General features: G+C 54.9%; 18 protein-coding genes. 5 read left to right on the top strand and 13 right to left on the bottom strand.

Going from position 1 to position 23,427, the window contains the following annotated elements:
- The first annotated feature begins 3 nt into the window (after nucleotides 1-3).
- The 4 genes from pncB (at nucleotide 4) to ABIE11_RS20170 (ending at nucleotide 5,833) form a co-directional block, all read left to right on the top strand.
- On the top strand, nucleotides 4-1,206 hold the full coding sequence (gene pncB, locus ABIE11_RS20185; RefSeq protein WP_102105764.1) for a nicotinate phosphoribosyltransferase: 1,203 nt from the start codon (nucleotides 4-6) through the stop codon (nucleotides 1,204-1,206).
- Nucleotides 1,207-1,370: 164 nt separating this feature from the next.
- The gene (gene asnS, locus ABIE11_RS20180; protein WP_100776978.1) at nucleotides 1,371-2,771 is read left to right on the top strand and encodes an asparagine--tRNA ligase; all 1,401 of its coding nucleotides are present in this window, start codon (nucleotides 1,371-1,373) and stop codon (nucleotides 2,769-2,771) included.
- 606 nt (nucleotides 2,772-3,377) lie between these two features.
- Nucleotides 3,378-4,457, top strand: a complete 1,080-nt coding sequence (locus ABIE11_RS20175; protein WP_100776981.1) for a porin — start codon at nucleotides 3,378-3,380, stop codon at nucleotides 4,455-4,457.
- A gap of 185 nt (nucleotides 4,458-4,642) precedes the next feature.
- Entirely contained in the window at nucleotides 4,643-5,833 is a 1,191-nt protein-coding gene (locus ABIE11_RS20170; protein ID WP_100776982.1) for an amino acid aminotransferase, read from the top strand.
- Between the two features lie 57 nt (nucleotides 5,834-5,890).
- Here the strand turns inward: ABIE11_RS20170 and ABIE11_RS20165 are convergent, their stop codons facing one another.
- The 7 genes from ABIE11_RS20165 to cmoM form a co-directional block, all read right to left on the bottom strand.
- Nucleotides 5,891-6,538, bottom strand: coding sequence for an MBL fold metallo-hydrolase (locus tag ABIE11_RS20165; RefSeq protein ID WP_429185237.1), 648 nt, complete (start codon nucleotides 6,536-6,538; stop codon nucleotides 5,891-5,893).
- A 15-nt stretch (nucleotides 6,539-6,553) separates the two neighbouring features.
- Nucleotides 6,554-7,105, bottom strand: coding sequence for a YcbK family protein (locus ABIE11_RS20160; protein ID WP_181827572.1), 552 nt, complete (start codon nucleotides 7,103-7,105; stop codon nucleotides 6,554-6,556).
- Between the two features lie 175 nt (nucleotides 7,106-7,280).
- Complete coding sequence (ldtD, locus tag ABIE11_RS20155; protein WP_429185236.1) at nucleotides 7,281-9,104, bottom strand: L,D-transpeptidase; 1,824 nt, start codon at nucleotides 9,102-9,104, stop codon at nucleotides 7,281-7,283.
- 181 nt (nucleotides 9,105-9,285) lie between these two features.
- The gene (gene mukB, locus ABIE11_RS20150; RefSeq protein WP_100776986.1) at nucleotides 9,286-13,734 is read right to left on the bottom strand and encodes a chromosome partition protein MukB; all 4,449 of its coding nucleotides are present in this window, start codon (nucleotides 13,732-13,734) and stop codon (nucleotides 9,286-9,288) included.
- Nucleotides 13,734-14,438, bottom strand: a complete 705-nt coding sequence (mukE, locus tag ABIE11_RS20145) for a chromosome partition protein MukE (RefSeq protein ID WP_100776987.1) — start codon at nucleotides 14,436-14,438, stop codon at nucleotides 13,734-13,736. Before mukE ends, mukB begins: the two co-directional genes overlap by 1 nt.
- Nucleotides 14,419-15,741, bottom strand: coding sequence for a chromosome partition protein MukF (gene mukF / locus ABIE11_RS20140; protein ID WP_100776988.1), 1,323 nt, complete (start codon nucleotides 15,739-15,741; stop codon nucleotides 14,419-14,421). The genes mukE and mukF overlap by 20 nt, the downstream gene beginning before the upstream one ends.
- 3 nt (nucleotides 15,742-15,744) lie before the next feature.
- Nucleotides 15,745-16,524 carry a tRNA uridine 5-oxyacetic acid(34) methyltransferase CmoM gene (gene cmoM / locus ABIE11_RS20135; protein ID WP_102105759.1) on the bottom strand — a complete coding sequence of 260 codons (780 nt, stop codon included), beginning with the start codon at nucleotides 16,522-16,524 and terminating at the stop codon, nucleotides 15,745-15,747.
- A 124-nt stretch (nucleotides 16,525-16,648) separates the two neighbouring features.
- Here cmoM and elyC point away from each other — a divergent pair, with 124 nt between their 5' ends.
- Nucleotides 16,649-17,428 carry an envelope biogenesis factor ElyC gene (gene elyC, locus ABIE11_RS20130; protein WP_181827569.1) on the top strand — a complete coding sequence of 260 codons (780 nt, stop codon included), beginning with the start codon at nucleotides 16,649-16,651 and terminating at the stop codon, nucleotides 17,426-17,428.
- Here the strand turns inward: elyC and ABIE11_RS20125 are convergent.
- From ABIE11_RS20125 to msbA, 6 genes are all read right to left on the bottom strand, one after another.
- A complete protein-coding gene (locus ABIE11_RS20125; protein WP_100776991.1) occupies nucleotides 17,405-18,298 on the bottom strand; it encodes a YcbJ family phosphotransferase in 894 nt (297 codons plus the stop codon). The two genes, elyC and ABIE11_RS20125, sit on opposite strands and share 24 nt — an antisense overlap.
- A 146-nt stretch (nucleotides 18,299-18,444) precedes the next feature.
- The gene (gene kdsB, locus ABIE11_RS20120; RefSeq protein ID WP_100776992.1) at nucleotides 18,445-19,191 is read right to left on the bottom strand and encodes a 3-deoxy-manno-octulosonate cytidylyltransferase; all 747 of its coding nucleotides are present in this window, start codon (nucleotides 19,189-19,191) and stop codon (nucleotides 18,445-18,447) included.
- Nucleotides 19,188-19,370, bottom strand: coding sequence for a protein YcaR (ycaR, locus tag ABIE11_RS20115; RefSeq protein ID WP_095281446.1), 183 nt, complete (start codon nucleotides 19,368-19,370; stop codon nucleotides 19,188-19,190). The genes kdsB and ycaR overlap by 4 nt, the downstream gene beginning before the upstream one ends.
- A 45-nt stretch (nucleotides 19,371-19,415) precedes the next feature.
- Nucleotides 19,416-20,645: a winged helix-turn-helix domain-containing protein gene (locus ABIE11_RS20110; RefSeq protein WP_429185235.1), complete on the bottom strand. Its 1,230-nt coding sequence runs from the start codon at nucleotides 20,643-20,645 to the stop codon at nucleotides 19,416-19,418.
- 43 nt (nucleotides 20,646-20,688) lie between these two features.
- Nucleotides 20,689-21,666: a tetraacyldisaccharide 4'-kinase gene (gene lpxK / locus ABIE11_RS20105; protein ID WP_429185234.1), complete on the bottom strand. Its 978-nt coding sequence runs from the start codon at nucleotides 21,664-21,666 to the stop codon at nucleotides 20,689-20,691.
- On the bottom strand, nucleotides 21,663-23,411 hold the full coding sequence (gene msbA / locus ABIE11_RS20100; RefSeq protein ID WP_100776995.1) for a lipid A ABC transporter ATP-binding protein/permease MsbA: 1,749 nt from the start codon (nucleotides 23,409-23,411) through the stop codon (nucleotides 21,663-21,665). The genes lpxK and msbA overlap by 4 nt, the downstream gene beginning before the upstream one ends.
- Nucleotides 23,412-23,427 lie beyond the last annotated feature (16 nt).

Here is a 23,427-nt window from a genome sequence, read left to right as displayed (position 1 = left end):
CCTATGACTCAATTCGCTTCCCCTGTTCTGCATACACTGCTGGATACCGATGCGTATAAACTGCATATGCAGCAAGCCGTTTTTCACCATTACTATGATGTAGAGGTAGCGGCTGAATTTCGCTGCCGCGGTGATGACCTGCTCGGTATTTACGCTGATACCATCCGTGAACAGGTCGATGCCATGCAGCATCTGACTCTTCAGGACGACGAATACCAGTGGCTCTCTGGTCTCCCCTTCTTCAAAGCCGATTATCTCAACTGGCTGCGCGATTTCCGCTACAACCCCGAACAGGTTACCGTCACCAACAATAATGGCAGGCTGCACATTCGCCTCGCCGGCCCGTGGCGTGAAGTGATCATGTGGGAAGTGCCGCTGCTGGCGGTGATTAGCGAGATTGTGCACCGCTACCGTTCTCCCGAAGCGAGCGTTGAACAGGCGCTGGCGACGCTGGAAAGCAAGCTGGTTGATTTCCACCAGATGACGGAATCGATTGATATGTCTCGTTTCCGACTGATGGATTTCGGCACGCGCCGTCGTTTCTCCCGCGAAGTGCAGCAGGCGATTGTGGAACGTCTGCAGCAAGAGCCGTGGTTTGTCGGAACCAGCAACTATGATTTGGCGCGTCGCCGTAATCTAACGCCGATGGGTACACAGGCTCACGAGTGGTTCCAGGCTCATCAGCAGATAAGCCCCGATCTTGCCACCAGCCAGCGCGCGGCGCTCGCCGCATGGCTTGATGAGTATCCGGATCAGCTGGGTATTGCCCTCACCGACTGTATTACCATGGATGCATTCCTGCGCGATTTCGGCCCGGAATTTGCCAATCGCTATCAGGGTCTGCGCCATGACTCCGGGGATCCGGTTGAATGGGGTGAGAAAGCAATCGCCCATTATCAGAAGCTCGGCATCGACCCGCTCACCAAAGTGCTGGTCTTCTCCGACAATCTGGATCTGACAAAAGCGGTCGATCTTTACCGCCAGTTCTCCTCTAGGGTTAACCTCAGTTTTGGCATCGGTACCCGCCTGACGTGCGATATTCCCCAGGTAAAACCGCTGAATATCGTTATCAAACTGGTGGAATGTAACGGCAAGCCGGTCGCCAAGCTTTCTGACAGCCCGGGTAAAACCATCTGCCACGATAAAGCGTTCGTGCGCGCACTGCGTAAAGCCTTCGATCTGCCACAGATTAAGAAAGCCAGTTAATCCTCTTCAGGGGGGCTTATCGGCCCCCCGTCCAAATTTTTACTAATTTCTCTCTTTTCTCTGCGAAATCTGCTTGTCTGATGGCGGATGCCAGGTAACATAGATATCCCCCTATAAGGGTGAACAAGTGTCTATTTTTTCCGACTATTAACAGAGAGAATATTATGAGCGTTGTGCCTGTAGCCGACGTACTCCAGGGCCGCGTCGCCGTTGACCAAGAAGTCACCGTGCGCGGATGGGTGCGTACTCGCCGAGATTCTAAAGCTGGCATCTCCTTCCTTGCCGTCTATGACGGTTCCTGCTTTGATCCTGTACAGGCCGTTATTAATAATTCTCTGCCCAATTACAATGACGAAGTTCTGCGCCTGACCACCGGCTGTTCCGTTATCGTGACGGGTGTCGTGGTTGCGTCTCCAGGCCAGGGTCAGAGCTTCGAAATCCAGGCGACGTCTGTTGAAGTGACCGGCTGGGTTGAAGATCCAGACACCTATCCAATGGCGGCAAAACGCCACAGCATCGAATATCTGCGTGAAGTGGCTCACCTGCGCCCGCGTACCAACATGATTGGTGCCGTCGCACGCGTTCGTCACACGCTGGCGCAAGCGCTGCACCGCTTCTTCGACGAGCAGGGTTACTTCTGGGTCTCCACGCCGCTGATCACCGCGTCCGATACCGAAGGTGCGGGCGAAATGTTCCGCGTTTCTACGCTGGATCTGGAAAATCTGCCGCGCACACCAGAAGGCAAAGTGGACTTCGACCAGGACTTCTTCGGTAAAGAGGCGTTCCTGACCGTATCCGGCCAGCTTAACGGCGAAACTTACGCCTGTGCCCTGTCAAAAATCTACACCTTCGGCCCAACCTTCCGTGCTGAAAACTCCAACACCAGCCGCCACCTGGCAGAGTTCTGGATGCTGGAGCCAGAAGTGGCGTTTGCCGATCTGAATGACGCGGCGGCTCTGGCTGAAGCGATGCTGAAGTATGTCTTCAAAGCGGTTCTGGAAGAGCGCGCAGACGACATGAAATTCTTCGCAGAGCGTGTCGACAGCGATGCGGTTGCCCGTCTGGAGCGTTTCGTCTCTGCGGACTTCGCGCAGGTCGATTACACCGACGCGGTAGCGATCCTGGAAAAATGCGGTGAGAAATTCGAGAACCCGGTTTACTGGGGCGTGGATTTATCTTCTGAACACGAACGCTACCTGGCTGAGAAACACTTCAAAGCACCGGTGGTCGTGAAAAACTATCCGAAAGACATTAAGGCCTTCTACATGCGCCTTAATGAAGACGGTAAGACCGTGGCAGCGATGGATGTGCTGGCGCCGGGCATCGGTGAAATCATCGGTGGCTCTCAGCGTGAAGAGCGTCTGGACGTACTGGACGCGCGCATGGAAGAGATGGGTCTTAATCCAGCGGATTACAGCTGGTATCGCGACCTGCGCCGTTATGGCACCGTGCCGCACTCAGGCTTCGGTCTGGGCTTTGAACGTCTGATTGCATATGTCACCGGCGTTCAGAACGTGCGTGACGTGATTCCATTCCCACGTACTCCGCGTAACGCCAGTTTCTAATCCTCACAATTAATAACGGCCAGCAACTGCTGGCCGTTATTTTATTCTGCACTGTCAGTTTATGTCAGTTGAAAGTCAATATCTTCAAAGTGCAACCCCGCCAAATATTCCACCTGTTACGTTTTATTTCCATGAAATATCTACGAACAAAAAATAAACCACATTCTTATTGCGCCTTATTGCCTTTGCGTGCTTTAGCACAAAAAATACTCACTTACACAGCCCTCTGGATGGCTAATGTATACAATAAGAAAAAGTGGATTGTTTAACTTCTGTTGATACGAAAAGCCTTTATCAAAATTAAATATAAGCAATTCATATATATAGGAATGGGTTAGTGTTTTTATTCAGCAATCAGTTCCGAAATTTGAGGTGCTTCACAAAGTTCCGAATAATACACATTTAGTTACACATAATTTCTTTTTGTTACTCAATCTTTATCTTTGTAGCACTTTCAGGCTAGCGAAACGGTTATATGAATGGAAAGATGCCTGTCAGATACATAAAGACACCAAACTCTCATCAATAGTTCCGGAAATATTTATTGACAGAATTTATTGTGGGCAGTGGCGAGTGTCATAAAAAAACCAATGAGGGTAATAAATAATGATGAAGCGCAATATCCTGGCAGTGGTTATCCCTGCCCTGCTGGTAGCCGGTGCAGCAAACGCTGCAGAAATCTATAACAAAAACGGCAACAAACTGGACTTCTACGGTAAGGCTGTAGGTGAACACCAGTGGACTACCAACGGTGACTCTAACAACAATGACACCACCTATGCCCGTATCGGCTTCAAAGGTGAAACCCAGGTTAATGACCAGCTGACCGGTTACGGCCAGTGGGAATACAACATGGATGCTTCCGCACAGGAAGGCGCTCAGGGTACTAAAACCCGTTTGGCATTCGCTGGTCTGAAAGGCGGCGACTACGGTTCATTCGATTACGGCCGTAACTACGGTGCGTTCTACGATGCACTGGCATCTACCGATATGTTCGTTATCTGGGGTGGCGACTCCCTGGCAGCAACAGACAACTTCATGACTGGCCGTAGCACCGGTCTGGCAACTTACCGTAACTCCAACTTCTTCGGTCTGGTTGACGGTCTGAACCTGGGTCTGCAATACCAGGGTAAAAACGAATCTGGTCACACCCCAGCTCGTCAGAACGGCGACGGCGGCAGCTACTCTCTGGGTTATGACTTCGCTGAAGGCTTCAACGTAACTGCAGCGTACACCAACTCTGACCGTTCTTCTGATCAGTCTGCTGACGGCAAAGGTAAACGCGCTGAAGGTTGGGCAACTTCTGTTAAATACGATGCGAACAACCTGTACGCATCTGTTATGTACGGCGAATCCCGTAACATGACCCGCGAAAACGACGACGAATTCGCAAACAAAACTCAGAACATTGAAGCAGTAGTACAGTATCAGTTCGACTTCGGCCTGCGTCCATCCCTGGGCTACGTACAGTCTAAAGGTAAAAACCTGAGCGACCGTAACGGCTTCGCTGGTGGCGACGCTGACCTGGTTAAATATATTGAGCTGGGTACCTGGTATTACTTCAACAAGAACATGAACGTATACGCGGCTTACCGCTTCAACCTGCTGGACGATAACAGCTACACCCGTGCTGTGAGTCTGTCTACCGACGACCAGGCTGGTGTTGGTATCGTTTACCAGTTCTAATAAGCAGCCCTCTCTGCTAAATGCCTTAAAAACAGGACTTCGGTCCTGTTTTTTTTATGGCTGAAAGCAAAAAGTAGCGACTTTTGAAAAGGCGCACGCTTTTCGTCGCAAACGGTTGGCATTTTGTAAATCTACCGTTAACCTGATAGCGGATTTCACTTCTGTAATCACAATGGAACCTCGTCATGTTTGAGAACATTACCGCCGCCCCTGCCGACCCTATTCTGGGCCTGGCCGATCTGTTTCGTGCCGATGACCGCCCTGGAAAAATCAACCTGGGTATTGGTGTCTATAAAGATGAAACCGGCAAGACTCCGGTCCTGACCAGCGTTAAAAAAGCTGAGCAGTATCTGCTGGAAAACGAAAACACCAAAAACTACCTCGGTATCGACGGTATCCCGGAATTTGGTCGCTGCACTCAGGAGCTGCTGTTTGGAAAAGGCAGCACGATTGTTAGCGATAAGCGTGCCCGCACAGCCCAGACGCCTGGCGGTACCGGCGCATTACGCGTCGCGGCGGATTTCCTCGCGAAAAACACCGCTGTGAAGCGCGTTTGGGTGAGCAACCCAAGCTGGCCGAACCACAAGAGCGTGTTTAACTCTGCGGGGCTGGAAGTGCGTGAATATGCTTATTATGACGCGGCAAACCATACGCTCGACTTTGACGGCCTGCTCTCCAGCCTGAACGAAGCACAGGCGGGTGACGTGGTGCTGTTCCATGGCTGCTGCCACAACCCAACCGGTATCGATCCGACGCTGGAACAGTGGGAACAGCTGGCAAAACTGTCTGTAGAAAAAGGCTGGCTGCCGCTGTTCGACTTCGCCTACCAGGGCTTTGCTCGCGGTCTCGAAGAAGATGCAGAGGGCCTGCGCGCCTTTGCCGCTGTTCATCAGGAACTGATCGTCGCCAGCTCCTATTCCAAGAACTTTGGTCTGTACAATGAGCGTGTAGGCGCCTGTACGCTGGTGGCTGCCGATGAGCAAACCGTTGATCGTGCGTTCAGCCAGATGAAATCGGTGATTCGTGCTAACTACTCCAACCCACCGGCACACGGTGCGTCTGTCGTAGCGACCATCCTCAGCAATGACGCCCTGCGCGCCATCTGGGAACAAGAGCTGAACGACATGCGTCAACGCATCCAGCGCATGCGTCTGCTGTTTGTGAACACGCTGGCAGAGAAAGGGGCGGATCGTGACTTCAGCTTCATCATCAAACAGAACGGTATGTTCTCGTTTAGCGGCCTGACCAAAGAACAAGTTCTGCGTCTGCGCGAAGAGTTTGGTGTGTATGCTGTTGCTTCTGGACGTGTGAACGTCGCGGGAATGACGCCAGACAACATGGCACCGCTGTGCGAAGCGATTGTCGCTGTGCTGTAAAATCAGTATTCATTACGCACAAAAAAGCCTGCTTATAGCAGGCTTTTTTAATGGGATTTACCAGACAGGCATTTCATCCTGCAGGAACGGGTTGTGCACCCGCTCATATCCTAACGTCGACAGTGGGCCATGGCCTGGAATAAACGTCACATCATCACCCAACGGCAATAACTTCTGTTTAATCGACTGGATCAACTGACCGTGGTCGCCGCGCGGGAAGTCGCTGCGTCCTACGCCGCCTTTGAAAATCACGTCACCCGAGACGAGCAAACGCGATTGATCGTCAAAGAAGACGATGTGCCCCGGCGTGTGGCCCGGGCAATGCAACACCTGTAGCGTCACGTTTCCGACGTTAACGCTCTCGCCTTCATTCAGCCAGCGATCGGGCGTCAGAGGCTGACACTCATCGAGACCAAACATACGACTTTGGGCAGGCAAGCCCTGCAGCCAGAACTCATCTTCTTTTTCCGGTCCAATGACTGGCACACCGTAATGTTGTGCCAGCTCTGCCGCAGCCCCCACATGGTCGAGGTGGCCATGGGTCAGCAAAATCTGCATCAGCGTCACGCCGGACGCGTCGACTTCCAGCTTGATCTTCTCAGCATCTCCGCCGGGATCGACAAGCGCGGCCAGTTTGGTTTGTTCACACCAGATTAATGAACAGTTCTGGGCGAACGCAGTCACCGGAATAATACGATAGTTCATACTGCTCCTTCATTATTACCAGTGCCGTGTTGGCCCGGTATCAATATGCACAAAATTGCTACGTGGATAATATCCTACACCACCTGCGCGCATAGATAACGCAGCTTTGCGAATATTGGCTAATGAAACGCCTTCAATATGAAAGTCCATCGCCTGTCCTTTGGTGTGATAGCTTTTTTTGGCTACCCCACGGCTATGGGCGCGCAGTTCGTTATTGGTATCAATAGAGCGATAACCGGAAACGAGTTGCACCGGCTTGCGGGTTCCGAGCAGGCCCTGGAGGCGGAAAAGCTGATCAAATAATCCTGGGTCGATGGCTTTTATTTTATTCGCGCGGTAATCACGGAAAAAATGGTTGAGTCTTGCTAATTCATCCTGAATATAGCCTCTGCCATCGAAAAACTCCGCTTTTAACGTCTCACCAGTGTGAAGATTGTTGAGCGTTAAAATACGCGGACGTGGTGTCGAGAGGGTGGCAAATGCTGGCGTCGGTAAGATGGCCGCTGCGCCAAGCGCAACACCACCTAACGCCAGCAGCTTGCGGCGATTAGCGTCAAATTTGTCCATGATAATCAGGTCTACAGGTCAATGTTATCGTAAATATGCTTAGCGCACGAAGGGCACCATAACCGCCAGAACAGCCAACGTCAAGGCACCCAACCCCAGTAGATACGGGGCTTACAGCGATATAGCCCCTTCTCTACCATAACTTACGACAATCATTTTTCCCGAACTACTTCATTTACCTGATTAATTGTTCGGCTTTTGGCAAAATTTGTGCGCCAGATCGCGCGGTGAGATCGTAATTGTAAATATCTGTACGATATTGGGTACGTCCATCAGCACCAACAAAGGCTGTCAGATAGTAAAGATTGACCGGAATGTTTTGTCGAATATTCACGTAGCGCGTATTCCCTTCTTTCAGCGCATCGGATATCCGCGTGTTGTTCCAGCCTGCGTCACCCAACAGCATATTCGCCAGTTCGGAGGCCTTATTTACGCGAACACAACCAGAACTGAGCGCGCGCGTATCTTTTTGGAACAGGTTGTGGTTGGGCGTGTCGTGCAGATAGATTGCATCGGAACTTGGCATATTAAATTTATAGCGGCCAAGCGAGTTCCGCTCACCCGGAGCCTGCTGGAAACGGAATGGCAGATTTGTCGCCGTAATCGTCGACCAGTCGACCTGATACGGGTCAATCGCCTGATTGCTGTTCCAGCCGCGCATCACCGTATAACCGTGGCGTTCGAGATAACCCGGGTCATTCCACAACTTCGGCAGAATATCTTTGCGCGCAAGCGTCGGCGGGACGTTCCACGGCGGATTCACCACCACGTTGTTCAGCGCGCTGCTCATCATCGGCGTTTTACGATCCGGTCGTCCGACAATGACTCTGGAGGCCAGCACTTCGCTGCCATTCTGGTAATAAACCAGCGAATAGGCCGGTATGTTCACCATAATTCCGGTGGAAAGGGTTCCTGGAAGCAGGCGTAAACGCTGAATATTCAGGGCCAGCACGCCTGCGCGCTGCGCCGGTGAGACATTCAGCCAGTCGCGCGTTGACTGTCCAATGACCCCGTCAGCTCCCAGGCCCTGAGCCGTCTGGAACGCTTTTACTGCAGCAACCAGTTCGCGGTCATAGGCAGCAGGCTTATCGGCCGGAACGGCAGATTTTTTCTTCTGTACAGGCGCTGATGGGCTGACCACCACGCTTTGCGGATCATCCCCCGGCAGCGCAATTTTCGGCCCTGCATCGGCCTCACCAGAGCGGCGAAGAATTTCGCGCAGCGCAGGAACATCACTGCTCCACTGTCCTGGACGCAGCGTAGAGGTGCCACGCAGCTGCGGCCACGGGCGCGTATCCGCCACCAGTTGCAGCAACGACTGATGCATGGTGGCGTATTGCGGATGGGCCGGTGCCAGACTGGCAATAAAGCGCACAAGCGTGCCCTTATCCAGCGACACTTGCCACTGGTTGATCACAGAGAGTGCGGGTGTCGCCAGCTTGTAGGGTTTTTGGCTGTACAGCCAGCGATTGCCATTGACCGGAATACCCGCCACAAACTGCAGATAGCCCATCATGGCATCGGAAAGGACCACGTCGCGCACCATCCCCGTCACCGTCGGGTCAGTCAAAAGCTCAACCCACGCGGTAAACTGCGGCTGGAAACCGGCGATAGCCACTTCTGCCAGTTGCTGCTGGAAAGCGCGCACCGCATCGCGATCGTCCCACATCGGTTTCATCTCGCGCGCGGCATACAGTAAGGTCAGCTGATTAAGGTAGGCGGGCGTGTAGCCGGACGGCAGTCCTGATTGCAGCTGCTGGCGCACGGCTTGCGTATCCACATCCGCAGGCAGCGTTTTGATACCTGCCATAATGGCGGTCGCGGAAGATTGTTCCAGTGGTTGCAGCAGCGAAGTGGGCTGTGCGCCCATCGTCGCCGAACTGTCGACAGGAACCACTTCAGGCTCATCAGCCTGGGCATTAAACAGTGGAGCGAATATTAACGTCAGGCACACACTGAGTGCGGATAGCTGACGACCATGAGTTTTCTTTAGCAACATCCCTTGCCCCCTGTTTGCTTTACGACCTGCCCACAACACCGGGGCTTTTCTTCAGTATAGAAAGGCATACACGCTACTGCCTTGCCTTATGTAAAGAAGTTTAAAGATAACGCAGCCCTGAGCGCAAGTTAAGCAAATAAAAAGGGCAGCACCTGTGTGCCGCCCTTTTTATCAAAACGCGTTAAGACGCGTCAGCCGTACCCGGTAACGACTCCGGAGGCTGCGGCGCGAAACCGCGCAGCCCCACGACGTGAACATGTTCGGTATTATTAAACACTTTACGCACCAGTTTGTACGTGGTGCCTTTTTCCGGACTGATGTTCTCAGGTGCCGCGATAATCAGCTGCATATCCAGACGGTCGCACAGCTCGAACAGCGTTGCGATTGAACGGGCATCCAGACGCGCGGCCTCATCAAGGAACAGCAGGCGACACGGCGAGATATCCTTGCCACGCAGGCGGCGCGCTTCATCTTCCCAGCTCTGCACGACCATCACCAGAATCGACATCCCGGTACCGATCGCTTCGCCGGTAGAAAGTGCGCCGGATTCTGCACGCAGCCAGCCGTCAGAACCACGGTTAACCTCAACTTCCATTTCCAGATAGTTACGGTAATCCAGCAGCTCTTCACCAATGGTTTGCGGCGTACGCTGGCCCATATCAATCTGCGGATTCAGGCGCTGATACAGTTTCGCCAGCGCTTCGGAGAAGCTGAGACGGTTGCTGTTAAACAGATCCTGATGCTGCTCGTGCTGCTCTGAGAGCACATCCAGCAGCGTGGCGTGCGCTTCACGGACGTTAACGTTCAGACGAACGCTGTTCACCTGGCCGAACGACACGCTCTGCAGACCCTGGTTGAGCATCCGGATACGGTTCTGCTCGCGCTGGATCGTTTTGCGAATAATGTTCGCCACGCTGCGAGAGCTGATGGCCAGCTTCTGTTCGCGGGAGGTCAGCTCTTCTGTCAGGCGACCCAGTTCGATCTCCATCTGTTCGATCGCTTCGACCGGATCGTCCGTGCGAATGATGTCCTGGCGAATACGTTCACGCAGGTGCTGATAAACCGCCACGAAGAACTGAATTTTGCGCTCAGGACGTTTTGGATCTTCAGACATACGCAGCACATCGCGCAGATGTTCGTTATCCGCCACCGCAAGACGCAGAGCACCCAACGCTTTATCCGACATTGAACGCAGCTCATCGCCAGAGAGATAGGCCAGCTCGCGACGGTGCAGACGACGCTCGACGCCATTGTCTTTCACCATGCGCATCACCGCACACCAGCCCGCCTTGGCGGTCACGACCTGCTCGCGCATCTCGTGGTAATCGCGTTCCAGCTTACGCAGGCGACGGGTCAGGTTATCCATCTCCGCTTCGCACAGTGTCAGGGCTTTTTCCAGCTGGTGACGGCGTGAACGGTTGTTGCTCAGCTGGCTGTGCAACTCATCGCGGCGAATGCGCGCACGCTCTTCCGCCCCGCTGTCCGCGCGAACGCCGATATCCTGCAGCTCTTTATGCAGATCGGTGAGCAGCTCTTTCTTGGTGTCGAAGGAGCTTTTCAGCGATGCCAGCACCTGATTGTACTGACTCAGCTGTGCGGCGTGGCTGCGCAACGCATCACGGCTGCGGCTACGTTCTGCTTCTGCCTGCTCCAGACGCTGGCGCAGTTTTTCGTTCAAATCACTGTTGCCACTCAGCATTTCTGCCGAGTCGCTGTAACCAAAGTGCGCGCGACGCTGCACCACTTCGGTCAGTGCGAACGCCTGCTGGCGCGCATCACGCTGCACCTGCTGGGAGTACGCATAATCTTCTTTCAGCTGTTCATACTGTTCCGGATCGCTTTGCAGAACCGACAGCACAGGCTCCAGTTTCGCGAGCTGATTGCCGTGCTGCTGGACGAAGCGCGCGGCTTCCTGAGCTTCATCCAGGCGTTCCTGAATTTCATCCACGCGATCGGCGAGGGTTTCGTCACCCAGCAGATTCAGACGCGGCAGGATACGGTTCAGGGCGGCAACGCCCTCTTTCGCCTGTTCAAACTGTACGCGGCTCTGCTGATTATCATTTTCATGATTGCTCAGGGCGCGCTCAAGTTCGCCGCGACGGGTATTGAGTTTACGGATCTCGGCTTCTGGATCCGGCTCAAAGGCAACCGCAACGTGGCTGCCGATAAAGCGGCTGAAGGCCTGGTGCAAACGCTGGGTTTTCTGCACGTCAAACGACAGGGTCGCGAAGCGTTCAGACAGGGTTTCACGTTCGGCATGCAGGTTTTCGATGCGGTTTTCACGCGCGGCGCGACCAAAGATCGGCAGCGTCGGGAAGCGAGAATAACGCCACTGGCGATCGGCAACTTTCACGACCACCGCTTTTTCCAGCTCATCGACGCTGAACACGCTGTCATCGAAGGACTGCGGATCCCCTTCGATCAAATAGAGATCTTCCGGACACTCTTCCAGCCCTTCCAGTTGATCGGCAATCAGCGATAAATCCGGCACGACGATCGCATGACGGGACGGGCCATACAGCGCAGAGTAATACGGCGCATCTTCAAGGCTGACGTCGTCATAAATTTCGGACAACAGCACGCCACCAAAACGTTCCGCCAGCGCATTAAGACGCGAATCTTCCGCGCCGCCTGGCTGACTTAAGCGTTCAATCTCTTCATCGACGGCGTTTTTACGCGCGCCGATTTCGTCACGCTCAACAATGGCTTCGCGCTCGCGCTCAAGCAGCTGTTGCAGGTATTCGGTTACTTCTGAGCTAGACTCGAACTCTTCACCACACTGCTCGCTCAGCTGGTTCAGGCTGCTTTGCGCGGCCAGCCAGACTGGCGCACGTCGCAGCAGCGTCTGAGTGCGGGACTGCAGCTGTTCCAGCTCCTGGCGCAGAACCATGCGCTGCTCGCTCGCGCTGGAGACGCTGTCAGACAGAGACGCGATACGCGCTTCCAGTTCCTGATGCAGCGTTTCCAGATCGTCGATATCGACATGCTTACCCTGGCGCTTGCAGAATTCGGCCAGCAGGCGTTCCGCCTCTTGCTGTTCACGCAGACGCTGTTCCAGCTCGTTCAGACGCATACGCAGCGGCTGAACCTGCTCCGCCAGATGGCGCTGATTGACGCCATCGCGCAGCAAGTCGCGCGCCACTTCCCAGGCATCACTGCGCGCCAGCGGGCCGTTGATCGCCGCAACCAGCTGATATGCCTGTTCGAACTGACTGTGCGCGGCCTGCGCCACGCTCATTTTCTGATCGAGGGAGAGCAATTTCTCCGTCGCTTCCTGTTCTTTTGCCTGGAAGGTCTCCAGCCACTCGTCGGCACTATCCGGCGTTAAATCCGGGAGGTGACACAGCTCTTTCGCGCGTTGCAGCGCCTGTAATGCCTGGGTGTACTGGATGGCACGGGTTTGCTGAACATCGAGAGCCTGCTGGTAGTCGGCCAGCTGGTTTTTCAGCTCATCCACTTCCAGCTCGGCGGCCTCGGCGCGCGCCTCTTTCTCTTCCTGCATATCGGCGGCTTCTGCCACCACTTCGTTTTGCTCTTCGAGACGGATCTGCAGCTCATCGAGATCGGCTTCGTAGCGCTCGATTTTCTCCTGCTGGCGCAGGGCAGTTTGCACCAGATTCAGATGATCGCTGGCCGCCTGATAATCGGCTTCCAGATCGCCTTCGGCACCGTTGTGTTCGCCCAGCTCGCGGGCCATCTCAACGTGTTTGTACTGCTCAGCCACCAGCTGCTTACGAGAGGTAAACAGCTCGCGGCGGTACTCCAGCGCTTTATCCAGATGAATGCGTCGCTCGTTGGCGTGACGCATGTAATCCGCCGCCACGTAGTTGGTCGCTTCGCTGATCAGATGTTTGAACAGGTCGCGGTCAGACTGGGTGACGCGAATCGCTTCCAGCGTCATGCGGTTTTCACGCAGCGCCGCTTCCATGTCCTGGAAGGCTTTACGCACGCCGCTGTTTTCCGGCAACAGGTAGTCGCGCAGGGAGCGGGTGATGGCGCTGGAAATCCCGCCGTACAGGGAGGCTTCAATCAGGCGATAGTATTTGCTACGGTCCGACGCGGTGCGCAGACGACGCGCGACAACGCCCAGATCAAACATCAGCGAGTGATAATCAGTGATCGAGTTGAACTGTTTAAACTGGACGCCTTCAATTGCTTCGAGCTTTTCTTTCAGTTCATTCAGCGGCAGTACGCGCGCCTGACGATCGTTAAGGGTTTCCGTCAGCAGTGACGTCGGTTGAACCGACGTTGGCAGCCCCTGGATGGCGAAAGGTTTGATGTCGACTTTACGGTCGCGGCCCGCAATTTGTTGCAGGCGCACACCGACCACCACACGCTGGTGGCGGGAGTTGATCACATCCAACACCGAATAACAGACGCCCGCCTTCAGCTTACCGTGCAGACCTTTATCACGAGACCCGCTCGTCGCACCCGCTTCGGTGGTGTTACGGAAGTGAAGCAGCGTCAAATCAGGGATCAGCGCCGTGACGAACGCCGCCATGGTGGTGGATTTACCCGCCCCGTTACCGCCGGAGAGCGTGGTGACCAGCTCATCCAGATCGAAGGTTCGGGCAAAGAAACCGTTCCAGTTAACCAGCGTTAGCGAACGAAATTTACCGCGTTCAATCATTACTCTTCCTCCCCGCTATCCGGCTGACTCTCTTCATTCTCATCATTGAGCTGCAAATTATTTTCGATAGGCATGGCTTCACCGTCGCGGATCATGCGCAGCTGCGCTTCACGCGGGTCATCGCCAGTGCGCACATCAGCGCCAAAGCGGAACACGGATTCGGTAATGCGGAATTTGCTGCTGTCGTGGCCCATAAACCAGACCATCCCCAGACGGCGCAGGCGGTTCAGGGAAGAGCGGACTTTTTCCTGTAACTTCTGGCGGTCAAGATCCGACCCGGTGGAGCGGTTGTTCACAAGCTTAAGCAGCTTGCCTTCGTCTGCGAGGCTCAACAGCTCGTCATACAGCTCTTGCTGAGTGAAGATGCCTTCGTTGGCCAGACGTTCCGGGCTGAGGTAGAGATAGCAAAGAATTTTGCCCACCATCATGTCCAGCTCAGACAGCACAGAGCGTGGGATCAGCGTCGTGGAGCGCGGGCGCAGGTAGAAAAAGCCTTCTGGCGCGCGGATCAACTCGACGTTGTAACGGGCATAAAACTCTTCCAGATACTCCTGGAAGTCCATCAGAAAAGCGTGATTATCCAGCTCGTCAAGACCAATGTGACGACCGGCACGCAGCTGGCTGTCCAGCGCCGGAAATAACGGATTTGCCAGCGCCTGGGCCAGTTTAACTGGCATCACTTGTTCAATATTTGTCAATGACATGCGCCTGTACCTTGGCTCCGTAATCGTTAATCGGCTGCCACTTCGGCGGCAGGCCGGTGAAATCTGCTTGCGCGACGCCCAGGCGAACGGCCTGGTCGACGACGATGCGGGCGATATCAAAATGGCGCGCACGCGGGTATTGCACCAGATAGTCGCGCACCACGAGGCCGAGATCCAGCGGCACTTGTCTGGTTTTGTAGACGGCCAGCTGTTCTTCGATCATCGCGGCAAGTTGCTCACGAATTTCGTTGAATTCTTCAAACTCCAGATCCGGCGGCAGTTCGCCGGTGACCTCTTCGTCGCGCAGCGCCATCTCTTCGTCGCGCATATCCAGCAGACGATCGGCGTTGGCGTAGGTCAGCGCCCATGGCGCATCGAAATAGCTTTGTACCGACTGACGCAGACGCTGGGCGAACACGCGGTTCTTGTCCATGTCGATGGCGGTACGGATGAATTTATGCACGTGGCGGTCATAGCCGATCCACAGATCGATCGACTGCTGGCCCCAGCTAATAATACGGTCGAGTTTGCTTTGCAGATCGAAGACCAGGCGATCGACAAAATGCAGATCGTCATGCGCCAGCGTCGCATCCTGGATGCGCAGCAGATTCGCCTGGAGTTTATCCCCTGCAGCTTCCAGCGTGTCCTGCAGTTCACGCAGGGTCCCGGACGTTTCAGACAACAGCAGCTCGCAGCTGGAGATAGCCGCACGCCAGTCTTTATTCAGCAGCTGTGCGATATCGTCTTTCACCTGCTGCTGCTGCTCGTCCATCAGACGCTGAGTGAGATCGATACTGTCGAAAATTTCGGCCACCGAGTATTTCAGCGGCGCGTAGACATTTCGATGCCAGTGAAATTCATCCCCATTTTCGTCCGCAGCATCCGCCGCCCGTTTAAGCTCGCCCGCCACGATCGATAGCTGCATGGAGAGGCGCAGCGTGGAGAATTCGCGCTGACGGATGTAATAGTCCGTAATGCCGATGCCCAGCGGTGTCAGACGATAGATGGCGTTTCCTTCCGCCTGCTCGCTTGTAAAGCGGTTCAGCAGACGTTGACGCACCATCTCGTTGATCGCGTTGTTGGCACGCACGCTAATGGTTTCGCTGGTTTGCTCAAACGCATCACTGACATGGCGGAACGCATCCACCAGTTCACCCTCGCTCATTTCCCCATCCAGACGTTCGCCGTTCAGCGTAGCGACCGCCAGCAGGAAAGAGAGCCTGTCTACCGGCAGCGAGATGGAGAAATCGTTTTTCCTGGCCCAGGCAACCAGTTCGGGGACTGTCTGGGAAAATTCACTCATAAATTATCCTTGCTTCTGCGGCTTGCGCGCGATGACGTGAATATATCGCCCAAGACTGATAAAGGGTTCCTGACGGCAATACCGCGTTTCTATTTCTGTTAAAGCGTCAAGACAGTCATGCTGTTTTTGTTTATCGCGCAGATAATCATGAAAAACCCTGACGCCCGTTTTCCCGGTGATCTCCCACCCCATCTCTTCCAGCCAGCCATAGACCTGCTGCGGATCGCGTGGAAAATCCGGCGAAAGCGTGCGCCGTTTCTTTTTATACATGCCCTGTTGCACATAGCCGAAATTGCCCACCAGCACGTTACGCATCAGCAGGCCGTTAGCATTGTAGAACATCAGCGACAACGCGCCGCCGGGCGTGAGCACAGACCACAGGGTTTTTAACATTTCCTGAGGTTCGGCGACCCATTCCAGCACAGCATGAAACAATATCAGATCAACCTGCGTTTCCAAATGCTGCGCAATGTCCTGAGCGGCGCAATGTATAAAATGCATGTTGTCGCTCACACCTTTCTCTTCTGCCGCGCGTTTCGCACGCGCCACCATTTCAGCAGAAAGATCGCAAAGCGTGACGTGATGGCCGCGCTGCGCCATTAAAATGGCCGTCTGACCTTCACCGCCGCCCGCATCCAGTACCCGCAACTTTCGGTCACCAAAGGTGGCCAGCACGTTATCCAGATCCTGCCAGAGGATCGTCTGACGTAACTGCCCCTTGGTGGTGCCGTAAATGTTCCGCGAAAACTTTTCCGCGATGTCATCAAAATTGCGATCCCGCATTGGGAGAGTTCCATCCGCTAGCAGCAAAACCGCTATTTTGTCACACCCGCGCGGAGAATGAACCTCTCTGGTGTAATATCGCGTGTAATCACCTGCTGTATGGTTAAAAAAGGAACCAAAAAGGATGCTTTTTACCCTAAAGAAATACATTGGAGGGATGATGCTTCCCCTCCCTCTCCTGCTGATGTTCATTGCGCTCGGGCTGCTGCTGGTGTGGTTCACCCGTTTTCAGCGAAGTGGCAAAATCGTGATCACCACCGGCTGGCTGGCGCTACTGCTGTTAAGCCTGCAACCGGTGGCAGACAGGTTGTTGCGCCCCATCGAAAACACGTACCCGACGTGGCAGGGAAATCAGAAAGTGGAGTACATCGTGGTGTTGGGCGGCGGTTATACTTGGGACGATAAATGGGCGCCCAGCTCCAACCTGATTAACAACAGTTTGCCGCGCCTCAATGAAGGGATCCGCCTGTGGCTGAGCAATCCGGGATCGAAAATGATCTTTACGGGCGCCGCCGCTAAAACGAATCCGGTCAGCACCGCAGAGGCTGGAGCGCGGGTGGCAGAATCGCTCGGCGTGCCGCGCTCGGCGATTATTACCCTCGATAGCCCGAAAGATACGGAAGAAGAGGCTGCTGCCGTGAAACAGGCTATCGGCAATGCGCCTTTCCTGCTGGTGACGTCCGCCTCGCATCTGCCGCGAGCGATGATTTTCTTTGAACATGCCGGATTGCATCCCCTGCCCGCACCGGCGAATCAGCTGGCGATCGACGCGCCGCTCAATCCCTGGGAGCGCGTGATCCCGTCGCCGGTCTGGCTGATGCACAGCGATCGCGTCGGGTATGAATCCCTCGGGCGACTCTGGCAGTGGCTCAAAGGCTCGTCAGGCGAGCCAGGGCAGGAGTGATTTTGTAGCCATATCGAAGTTCGCGCGGTTAAAACGCCCGGTATTAACGAGCTGCGCGACTTCATCCCACAACAGGTACAGCCAGCGGCGCCAGAGGAAAGATTCCGAGACTGGCGCTCGCTGCAGATAGTGCCACATTAAGCTCTCTGCCAGCGCGCTTTCGCCTAAGCGGAACAGTTCATATTCGCGCGGTGCCCACAGCATAATCCCCGGCCCCACCATCGCCAGAAGCTGATCGCTTCGGGCGTCTTTCAGCATGCTGCGCAGGGTAAAGTTGCCATGAACCAGCACGCAGTTATCGTTAAAGCCCTCAAACATCGTCGGCAAACATTCGCGGGTGCGGAATAAAATACGCTTATCCTGCATGCTCAGGCCGGTATTGTTGAACTGGTTGAGGGTTCCCCAGAGCACTTCGACCCGCTGGCGATACCACAGTGGCCAAAGGTTTTCCTGGGTGCTGTCTACCGGCCCGACCAGCCCACGGCTGTCCTGTCGGTGCCAGGACAGTAGCCCTTCGACAATCTGATCTTTAAGCTGCTCCCAACGATCCGGTGTTCTTGCAGGTGCTTCGACCGGGACACCGCGCAGGCGCTCTATCAGCAGCACATCCGGGCCGGGATGTTCTTCGTGGGTCATAACCCCATACACTGTCGGCATCCGCACCGTCCCGCTACGTGCCAGCATCGACATTTTCCAGGCCAGCTGCCTGGCGACGCCGGGGGAGGTAAAGCTTCTCGCCATTAACGGCATGGGATTTCCGTTACTGTCGTACAGCGACCACAGGGAAGTGTCCGCTTTCTCACTCACGCACTCCACCCGACTGAGTTTCTCACCCAGCAGGTGGCTCAGCTCAGCACGCAACTGTTCCATATGAGATTACCCCCATCAAAACTACTGCTTTCATAATGAGCGTGTAGCTGACAGATGTCACCCTTATGAGATCAATTTGAACGTAGAAAAATGCGATAAAAACGAGGCGGTAGAACATCCCCCCAGAACGGGGGGATGCGGGAGATTTATTTCAGTTCCGCGCGTACGCGTTCGAGATCTTCCTGGGTATCGACGCCGGTTCCAGGCACTTCCTGTGCAACAGCCACATGGATTTTTTCGCCGTACCACAGCACGCGCAGCTGCTCGAGCATTTCGATGTGCTCCAGCGGGCTTGGTGCCCAGGTCACGTAGCGGCGAATAAAGCCCGCCCGGTAGCCGTAAATGCCCAAATGACGCAGGAAAGTATCGCCAATCGCCTCTTTGGACTGCGCAAAACGATCGCGATCCCAGGGAATGGTCGCACGGGAGAAATAGAGCGCGTAACCTTCCGCGTCCATCACCACTTTGACAGCATTGGGGTTAAATGCTTCTTCCGCGTGATGAATCGGCACGGCCAGTGTTGCCATTCCGACCTGGCGCTGCGCGAGGTTTTCCGCGACCTGGCGGATAATCACCGCCGGGATCATCGGCTCATCGCCTTGCACGTTAACGATTACCGTGTCATCGCTGAAACCGCATTTTTCGACGACTTCGGCCAGCCTTTCGGTGCCCGACTGGTGATCCGCGCGCGTCATGCACACTTCGCCGCCCGCCGCTTCGACCGCACGCGCAACCTCTTCATGATCCGTGGCAACAATCACGCGCTCGGCACCCGATTCACGCGCCCGCTCGAGAACGTGAACAATCATCGGCTTACCGTTAATATCGACCAGCGGTTTGCCCGGTAAACGGGTGGATGCGAATCGTGCCGGAATGATGACAACAAAACTCATGGTCTGCTCTCTTCTGCCGCCAGCGTACGGGCTTCGGTTTCCAGCAGGACAGGAATGCCGTCACGAAACGGGAAAGCCAGATTATCCAGTTTGCAAATCAGCTCTTGCTTATCCTGGCTGTAATACAGTTTGCCGTTGCACACCGGGCAGGCAATAATTTCAAGTAAACGGTGATCCATAGTTCCTCCGTATAGGTAATCGCTAAAGCTTACCACATTCCTTTTTCAGGCTATGTCTATTTCCCAGCCACTCCGACAGCCCTCAAATAACCCGTCCGGCAGCCGCCCCAGAGTGATTTGTCGGGCCTGCTGCCAGATGGCGAATTCGTTGAGCGCCAACGTGAGACCTTTTTCAAGCGTTGCACTGACTTTAACCCCCGCTTCCAGATACAACGCAATGACTTCCAGCACGCCTGTTTTGCGGTGCATTTTCGCGTCCATCCGTCCGACCAACCGCCCCTTATGCAGCAGCGGTAAGACGAAATAGCCGAACTGACGTTTCGGCGCGGGCGTGTAACATTCGAGGCGATAGGTAAAATCAAACAGCTGTTCTGCGCGTTTACGATCCCAGACCACCGGGTCGAACGGCGACAATACGGCGCTATGCGTCGCGGTCAGCTTATCGGCCTGAGCCTGCGGCAGAAGCGGGAGGAGATCGGCATGGAGCCACATTTCCCCCAGCGTTTCAACCTCGACGCGCACGACGCGTTGGTTTTCCTGCCAGCGTTCAAGCAGCGGTTTCAGCGCCGGCTGACGCAGACGATAGTAATCCGCCAGCCAATGCGGACGAAAAATCCCCAGGCTACGGGCACTGTTTTCCAGCATGATCGCTTCGGCAGCGGTTTGGTCCAGCAGATCGCGTTCGTCGTCCCAGTGCGGCATCACCCGGTGGGTAAGATCGTACACGCGCTGGAAATTGCGTCGCTCCACCACCATGACTTGTCCCGAGGTAAACAGCCCCTCCAGATGGCGCTTATGCGGTTTCCACTCCCACCAGCCGCTCGTGCCTTTACGCGGATGTTCGAAATCGGCAGAACGCACCGGGCCGTTGTCCTGAATATGCGCAATCAGCTGGTCGATTTCGTCGGCATTTTCCTGCATCCATTCCTTCCGGTACTTCCAGCCCATGTTCTCCGGCGCGAGCATGCGATGGCGCACCAGCCCGAAATCGGTACGCGGCAGAAAACAGGCTTCATGCGCCCAGTATTCCATCAGATCGCCCCGGCTCAGCGCATCATCAAGCCACTGAGCCGGATAATTCCCAAGGCGGCTAAAAAGCACCAGATAGGGACTGCGGGCAACAATATTAATGGTGTCGATTTGCAACAGGGACATGCGCTGGATTGCAGAGAGAATATCGGCAGGCTGTGCGCGACGGCGGGGCTTTTTCAGTAGACCTTGCGCGGCAAGATGCAAATGGCGGGCGGCGCTGAGTGAGAGTTGCGGTAGTGACATGCATTTTCCTGTAAGTCATCGCGCTACCAGAACCGCATTCGACTTAGCGCACCAGCGCTATCAGTTCCTGGAGCAGGCGTTCTGGCTGTTCGCCGCTGAGCTGTGCATCAACGGGCAGATACCACCAGTTGGCTTTGGCAAAGGCGCGGCATTTAACGGCGTCTTTTTCGGTCATGATCAGATTCTGGTGAGGAGTCGCCAGAGGTTCAACGCTCTCCAGCGTCAGCGCCTGATGGTCGGCGAGAGGAATTCGATTTTCAAGCTTTGCCCCGCTGCTTTCCAGGGTGGCAAAAAACCGCGGAGGATGACCGATACCTGCCATGGCGACCAGACAAGGCAACGCGTTTATGTCCCGCTGTTCACCGGTCAGCAGATTGACTGCCAGTCCGGGCTTTAAGGCCATGGGGATTTCGCCAGCCCGTGCTTCGCCACCGTTCACAATAACGGCATCGACGGAGCGCAAACGAGACGCACGTTCGCGCATTGGCCCGGCAGGTAACCACCAGCCGTTGCCGAAACGACGCTCACCGTCAATCACCACGATCTCTTTGTCTCTCGCCAGGGCGTAATGCTGTAAGCCGTCGTCGGTGATGATAATTTGCAGCGGATGTTCGGCCAGCAATGCCTGAACGGCTTCGCTGCGATTAGGAGAGACAGCGACAGGCGCTCCGGTACGCTGAAAGATCAATACCGGTTCGTCTCCGGCCTGTGCCGTGGTGGTCTGAGAGGTCAGGAGCAGTGGATACTGCTCGGCTTTTCCACCGTAACCTCGTGAGACCACGCCGACACGCACACCCCGGTTTGTCAGCTGTTCCACCAGCCAGATCACAACGGGCGTTTTACCGTTGCCTCCGGCGGTAAGATTCCCGACGACCACAACCGGCACCGGTGCTCGCCAGGCTTTTTTCAGCCCCAGGCGATAGCACAAACGGATGATGCCGCTCACCAGGCCGTATAGCCAGGAGAGCGGCAACAGCAGTAGCCAGAGAGGTGATTCCCCGGACCAGATGCGTGCAATCATGCGCCAAACTGCATTTTATGAAGCTGAGCGTAAACGCCGCGATGCTCAATGAGATCCGCATGACTTCCACGTTCAACGATCAGACCGTCTTCCACAACCACGATTTCATCCGCCTGCTCGATAGTCGACAGACGGTGCGCAATCACCAGTGAGGTGCGGTTTTTCTGCAGTTCATCCAGCGCCGACTGAATGGCGCGTTCAGACTCGGTATCGAGTGCCGAAGTGGCTTCGTCGAGGATAAGAATCGGGCTGTCACGCAGCAGCGCACGGGCAATCGCAATACGCTGGCGCTGGCCGCCGGAGAGCAGTACGCCGTTTTCGCCGATCACGGTATCAAGACCGTTATCCATCTTATTGATGAAGTCCATCGCGTAGGCCATACGCGCCGCGTTTTCGATGGCTTCACGGCTGTACTCTTCGGTACGGGCGTAAGCAATGTTGTTGGCGACCGTATCGTTGAACAGATGAACGTTCTGCGAGACGAGCGCGACCTGATTACGCAGCGACTGCAGAGTATATTCCCGCAGATCGTGACCATCGAGGAGAATTTCGCCTTCGTCGATGTCGTAGAAACGGGTCATCAGGCTGGCAATGGTCGATTTACCTGAACCAGAGCGGCCCACCAGCGCAACCGTTTTACCAGCCGGAATGTTCAGGTTGATATTACGCAGCGCAGGCGTTTCGCGGCCTGGATAAGTAAAGGTCACATTACGGAATTCAACGTCACCGTTGGCGCGGTCGATCACGCGTTTGCCTTCGTCTTTTTCCTGTTCCGTATCCAAGATGCTAAACAGCGTCTGGCAGGCGGCCATACCGCGCTGGAACTGGGCGTTGACGTTCGTCAGAGATTTCAGCGGACGCATCAGTGCAATCATCGACGAGAAGACCACGGTGATAGTACCTGCGGTTAAGGTCTCCATGACGCTTGGGAAGCTCGCGGCATACAGTACAAATGCCAGCGCCAGAGAGGCAATCAGCTGAATGATCGGATCGGAGATGGAAGAGGCCGAAACCATTTTCATCCCTTGCAGACGCATTTTGTTGCTGACCTTATCAAAGCGCTTGGTTTCGACATTCTGACCGCCAAAAATAAGCACTTCTTTATGGCCTTTCAGCATCTGCTCTGCGCTGGTGGTCACCTGCCCCATGGTGTTCTGCATGTTTTTACTGATGTTGCGGAAACGCTTGGAGACGACGCGGATAGCGATCGAGACAATTGGCGCCAGCACGATGAGAATGATCGACAGCTGCCAGCTGTAGTAGAACATCATGATAAACAGGCCGATGATCGATGCGCCTTCACGCACTACGGTAATCAGTGCGCTGGACGATGACGACGCAACCTGCTCAGAATCGTAGGTGATGCGCGACAGCAAGGTCCCGGTGGACTGCTTGTCAAAGAAGGAGACCGGCATGCCCATCATATGGCTGAACAGTCGACGGCGCATGGTCATGACCACTTTTCCCGATACCCAGGAAATACAGTAGCTGGAGATATAGCTGGTGACGCCGCGTAAGATCATCAGTCCGATAACCACCAGAGGCATCCATAGCAACACTGAGCGATCCGTTTTACCAAAACCGTCGTCCAGTAACGGTTTGAGGAGCGATAGCATGAAGGTATCACTTGCTGCGTTGAGGATTAACGCGACACCCGCCACGATCAGACCTGTTTTAAAGGGTGCAATCATCGGCCAGAGTCGGCGGAAGGTCTGCCACGTGGAGAGATCTTTGTCGTTATGCATTCAAAAAACCAGCATT

It is taken from the genome of Lelliottia sp. 489 (assembly GCF_050435885.1).
Classification (GTDB): Bacteria; Pseudomonadota; Gammaproteobacteria; order Enterobacterales; family Enterobacteriaceae; genus Enterobacter; species Enterobacter nimipressuralis.
The sequence above is the reverse complement of the archived record's forward strand: the minus strand, read 5'-3'. Positions and strand labels throughout refer to the sequence as shown.

Bases quoted from the DNA above. Each gene is read 5' to 3' on its own strand.
- pncB (WP_102105764.1), top strand. From the start codon at position 4: ATGACTCAATTCGCTTCCCCTGTTCTGCATACACTGCTGGATACCGAT.
- asnS (WP_100776978.1), top strand. From the start codon at position 1,371: ATGAGCGTTGTGCCTGTAGCCGACGTACTCCAGGGCCGCGTCGCCGTT.
- ABIE11_RS20175 (WP_100776981.1), top strand. From the start codon at position 3,378: ATGATGAAGCGCAATATCCTGGCAGTGGTTATCCCTGCCCTGCTGGTA.
- ABIE11_RS20170 (WP_100776982.1), top strand. From the start codon at position 4,643: ATGTTTGAGAACATTACCGCCGCCCCTGCCGACCCTATTCTGGGCCTG.
- ABIE11_RS20165 (WP_429185237.1), bottom strand. From the start codon at position 6,538: ATGAACTATCGTATTATTCCGGTGACTGCGTTCGCCCAGAACTGTTCA.
- ABIE11_RS20160 (WP_181827572.1), bottom strand. From the start codon at position 7,105: ATGGACAAATTTGACGCTAATCGCCGCAAGCTGCTGGCGTTAGGTGGT.
- ldtD (WP_429185236.1), bottom strand. From the start codon at position 9,104: ATGTTGCTAAAGAAAACTCATGGTCGTCAGCTATCCGCACTCAGTGTG.
- mukB (WP_100776986.1), bottom strand. From the start codon at position 13,734: ATGATTGAACGCGGTAAATTTCGTTCGCTAACGCTGGTTAACTGGAAC.
- mukE (WP_100776987.1), bottom strand. From the start codon at position 14,438: ATGTCATTGACAAATATTGAACAAGTGATGCCAGTTAAACTGGCCCAG.
- mukF (WP_100776988.1), bottom strand. From the start codon at position 15,741: ATGAGTGAATTTTCCCAGACAGTCCCCGAACTGGTTGCCTGGGCCAGG.
- cmoM (WP_102105759.1), bottom strand. From the start codon at position 16,524: ATGCGGGATCGCAATTTTGATGACATCGCGGAAAAGTTTTCGCGGAAC.
- elyC (WP_181827569.1), top strand. From the start codon at position 16,649: ATGCTTTTTACCCTAAAGAAATACATTGGAGGGATGATGCTTCCCCTC.
- ABIE11_RS20125 (WP_100776991.1), bottom strand. From the start codon at position 18,298: ATGGAACAGTTGCGTGCTGAGCTGAGCCACCTGCTGGGTGAGAAACTC.
- kdsB (WP_100776992.1), bottom strand. From the start codon at position 19,191: ATGAGTTTTGTTGTCATCATTCCGGCACGATTCGCATCCACCCGTTTA.
- ycaR (WP_095281446.1), bottom strand. From the start codon at position 19,370: ATGGATCACCGTTTACTTGAAATTATTGCCTGCCCGGTGTGCAACGGC.
- ABIE11_RS20110 (WP_429185235.1), bottom strand. From the start codon at position 20,645: ATGTCACTACCGCAACTCTCACTCAGCGCCGCCCGCCATTTGCATCTT.
- lpxK (WP_429185234.1), bottom strand. From the start codon at position 21,666: ATGATTGCACGCATCTGGTCCGGGGAATCACCTCTCTGGCTACTGCTG.
- msbA (WP_100776995.1), bottom strand. From the start codon at position 23,411: ATGCATAACGACAAAGATCTCTCCACGTGGCAGACCTTCCGCCGACTC.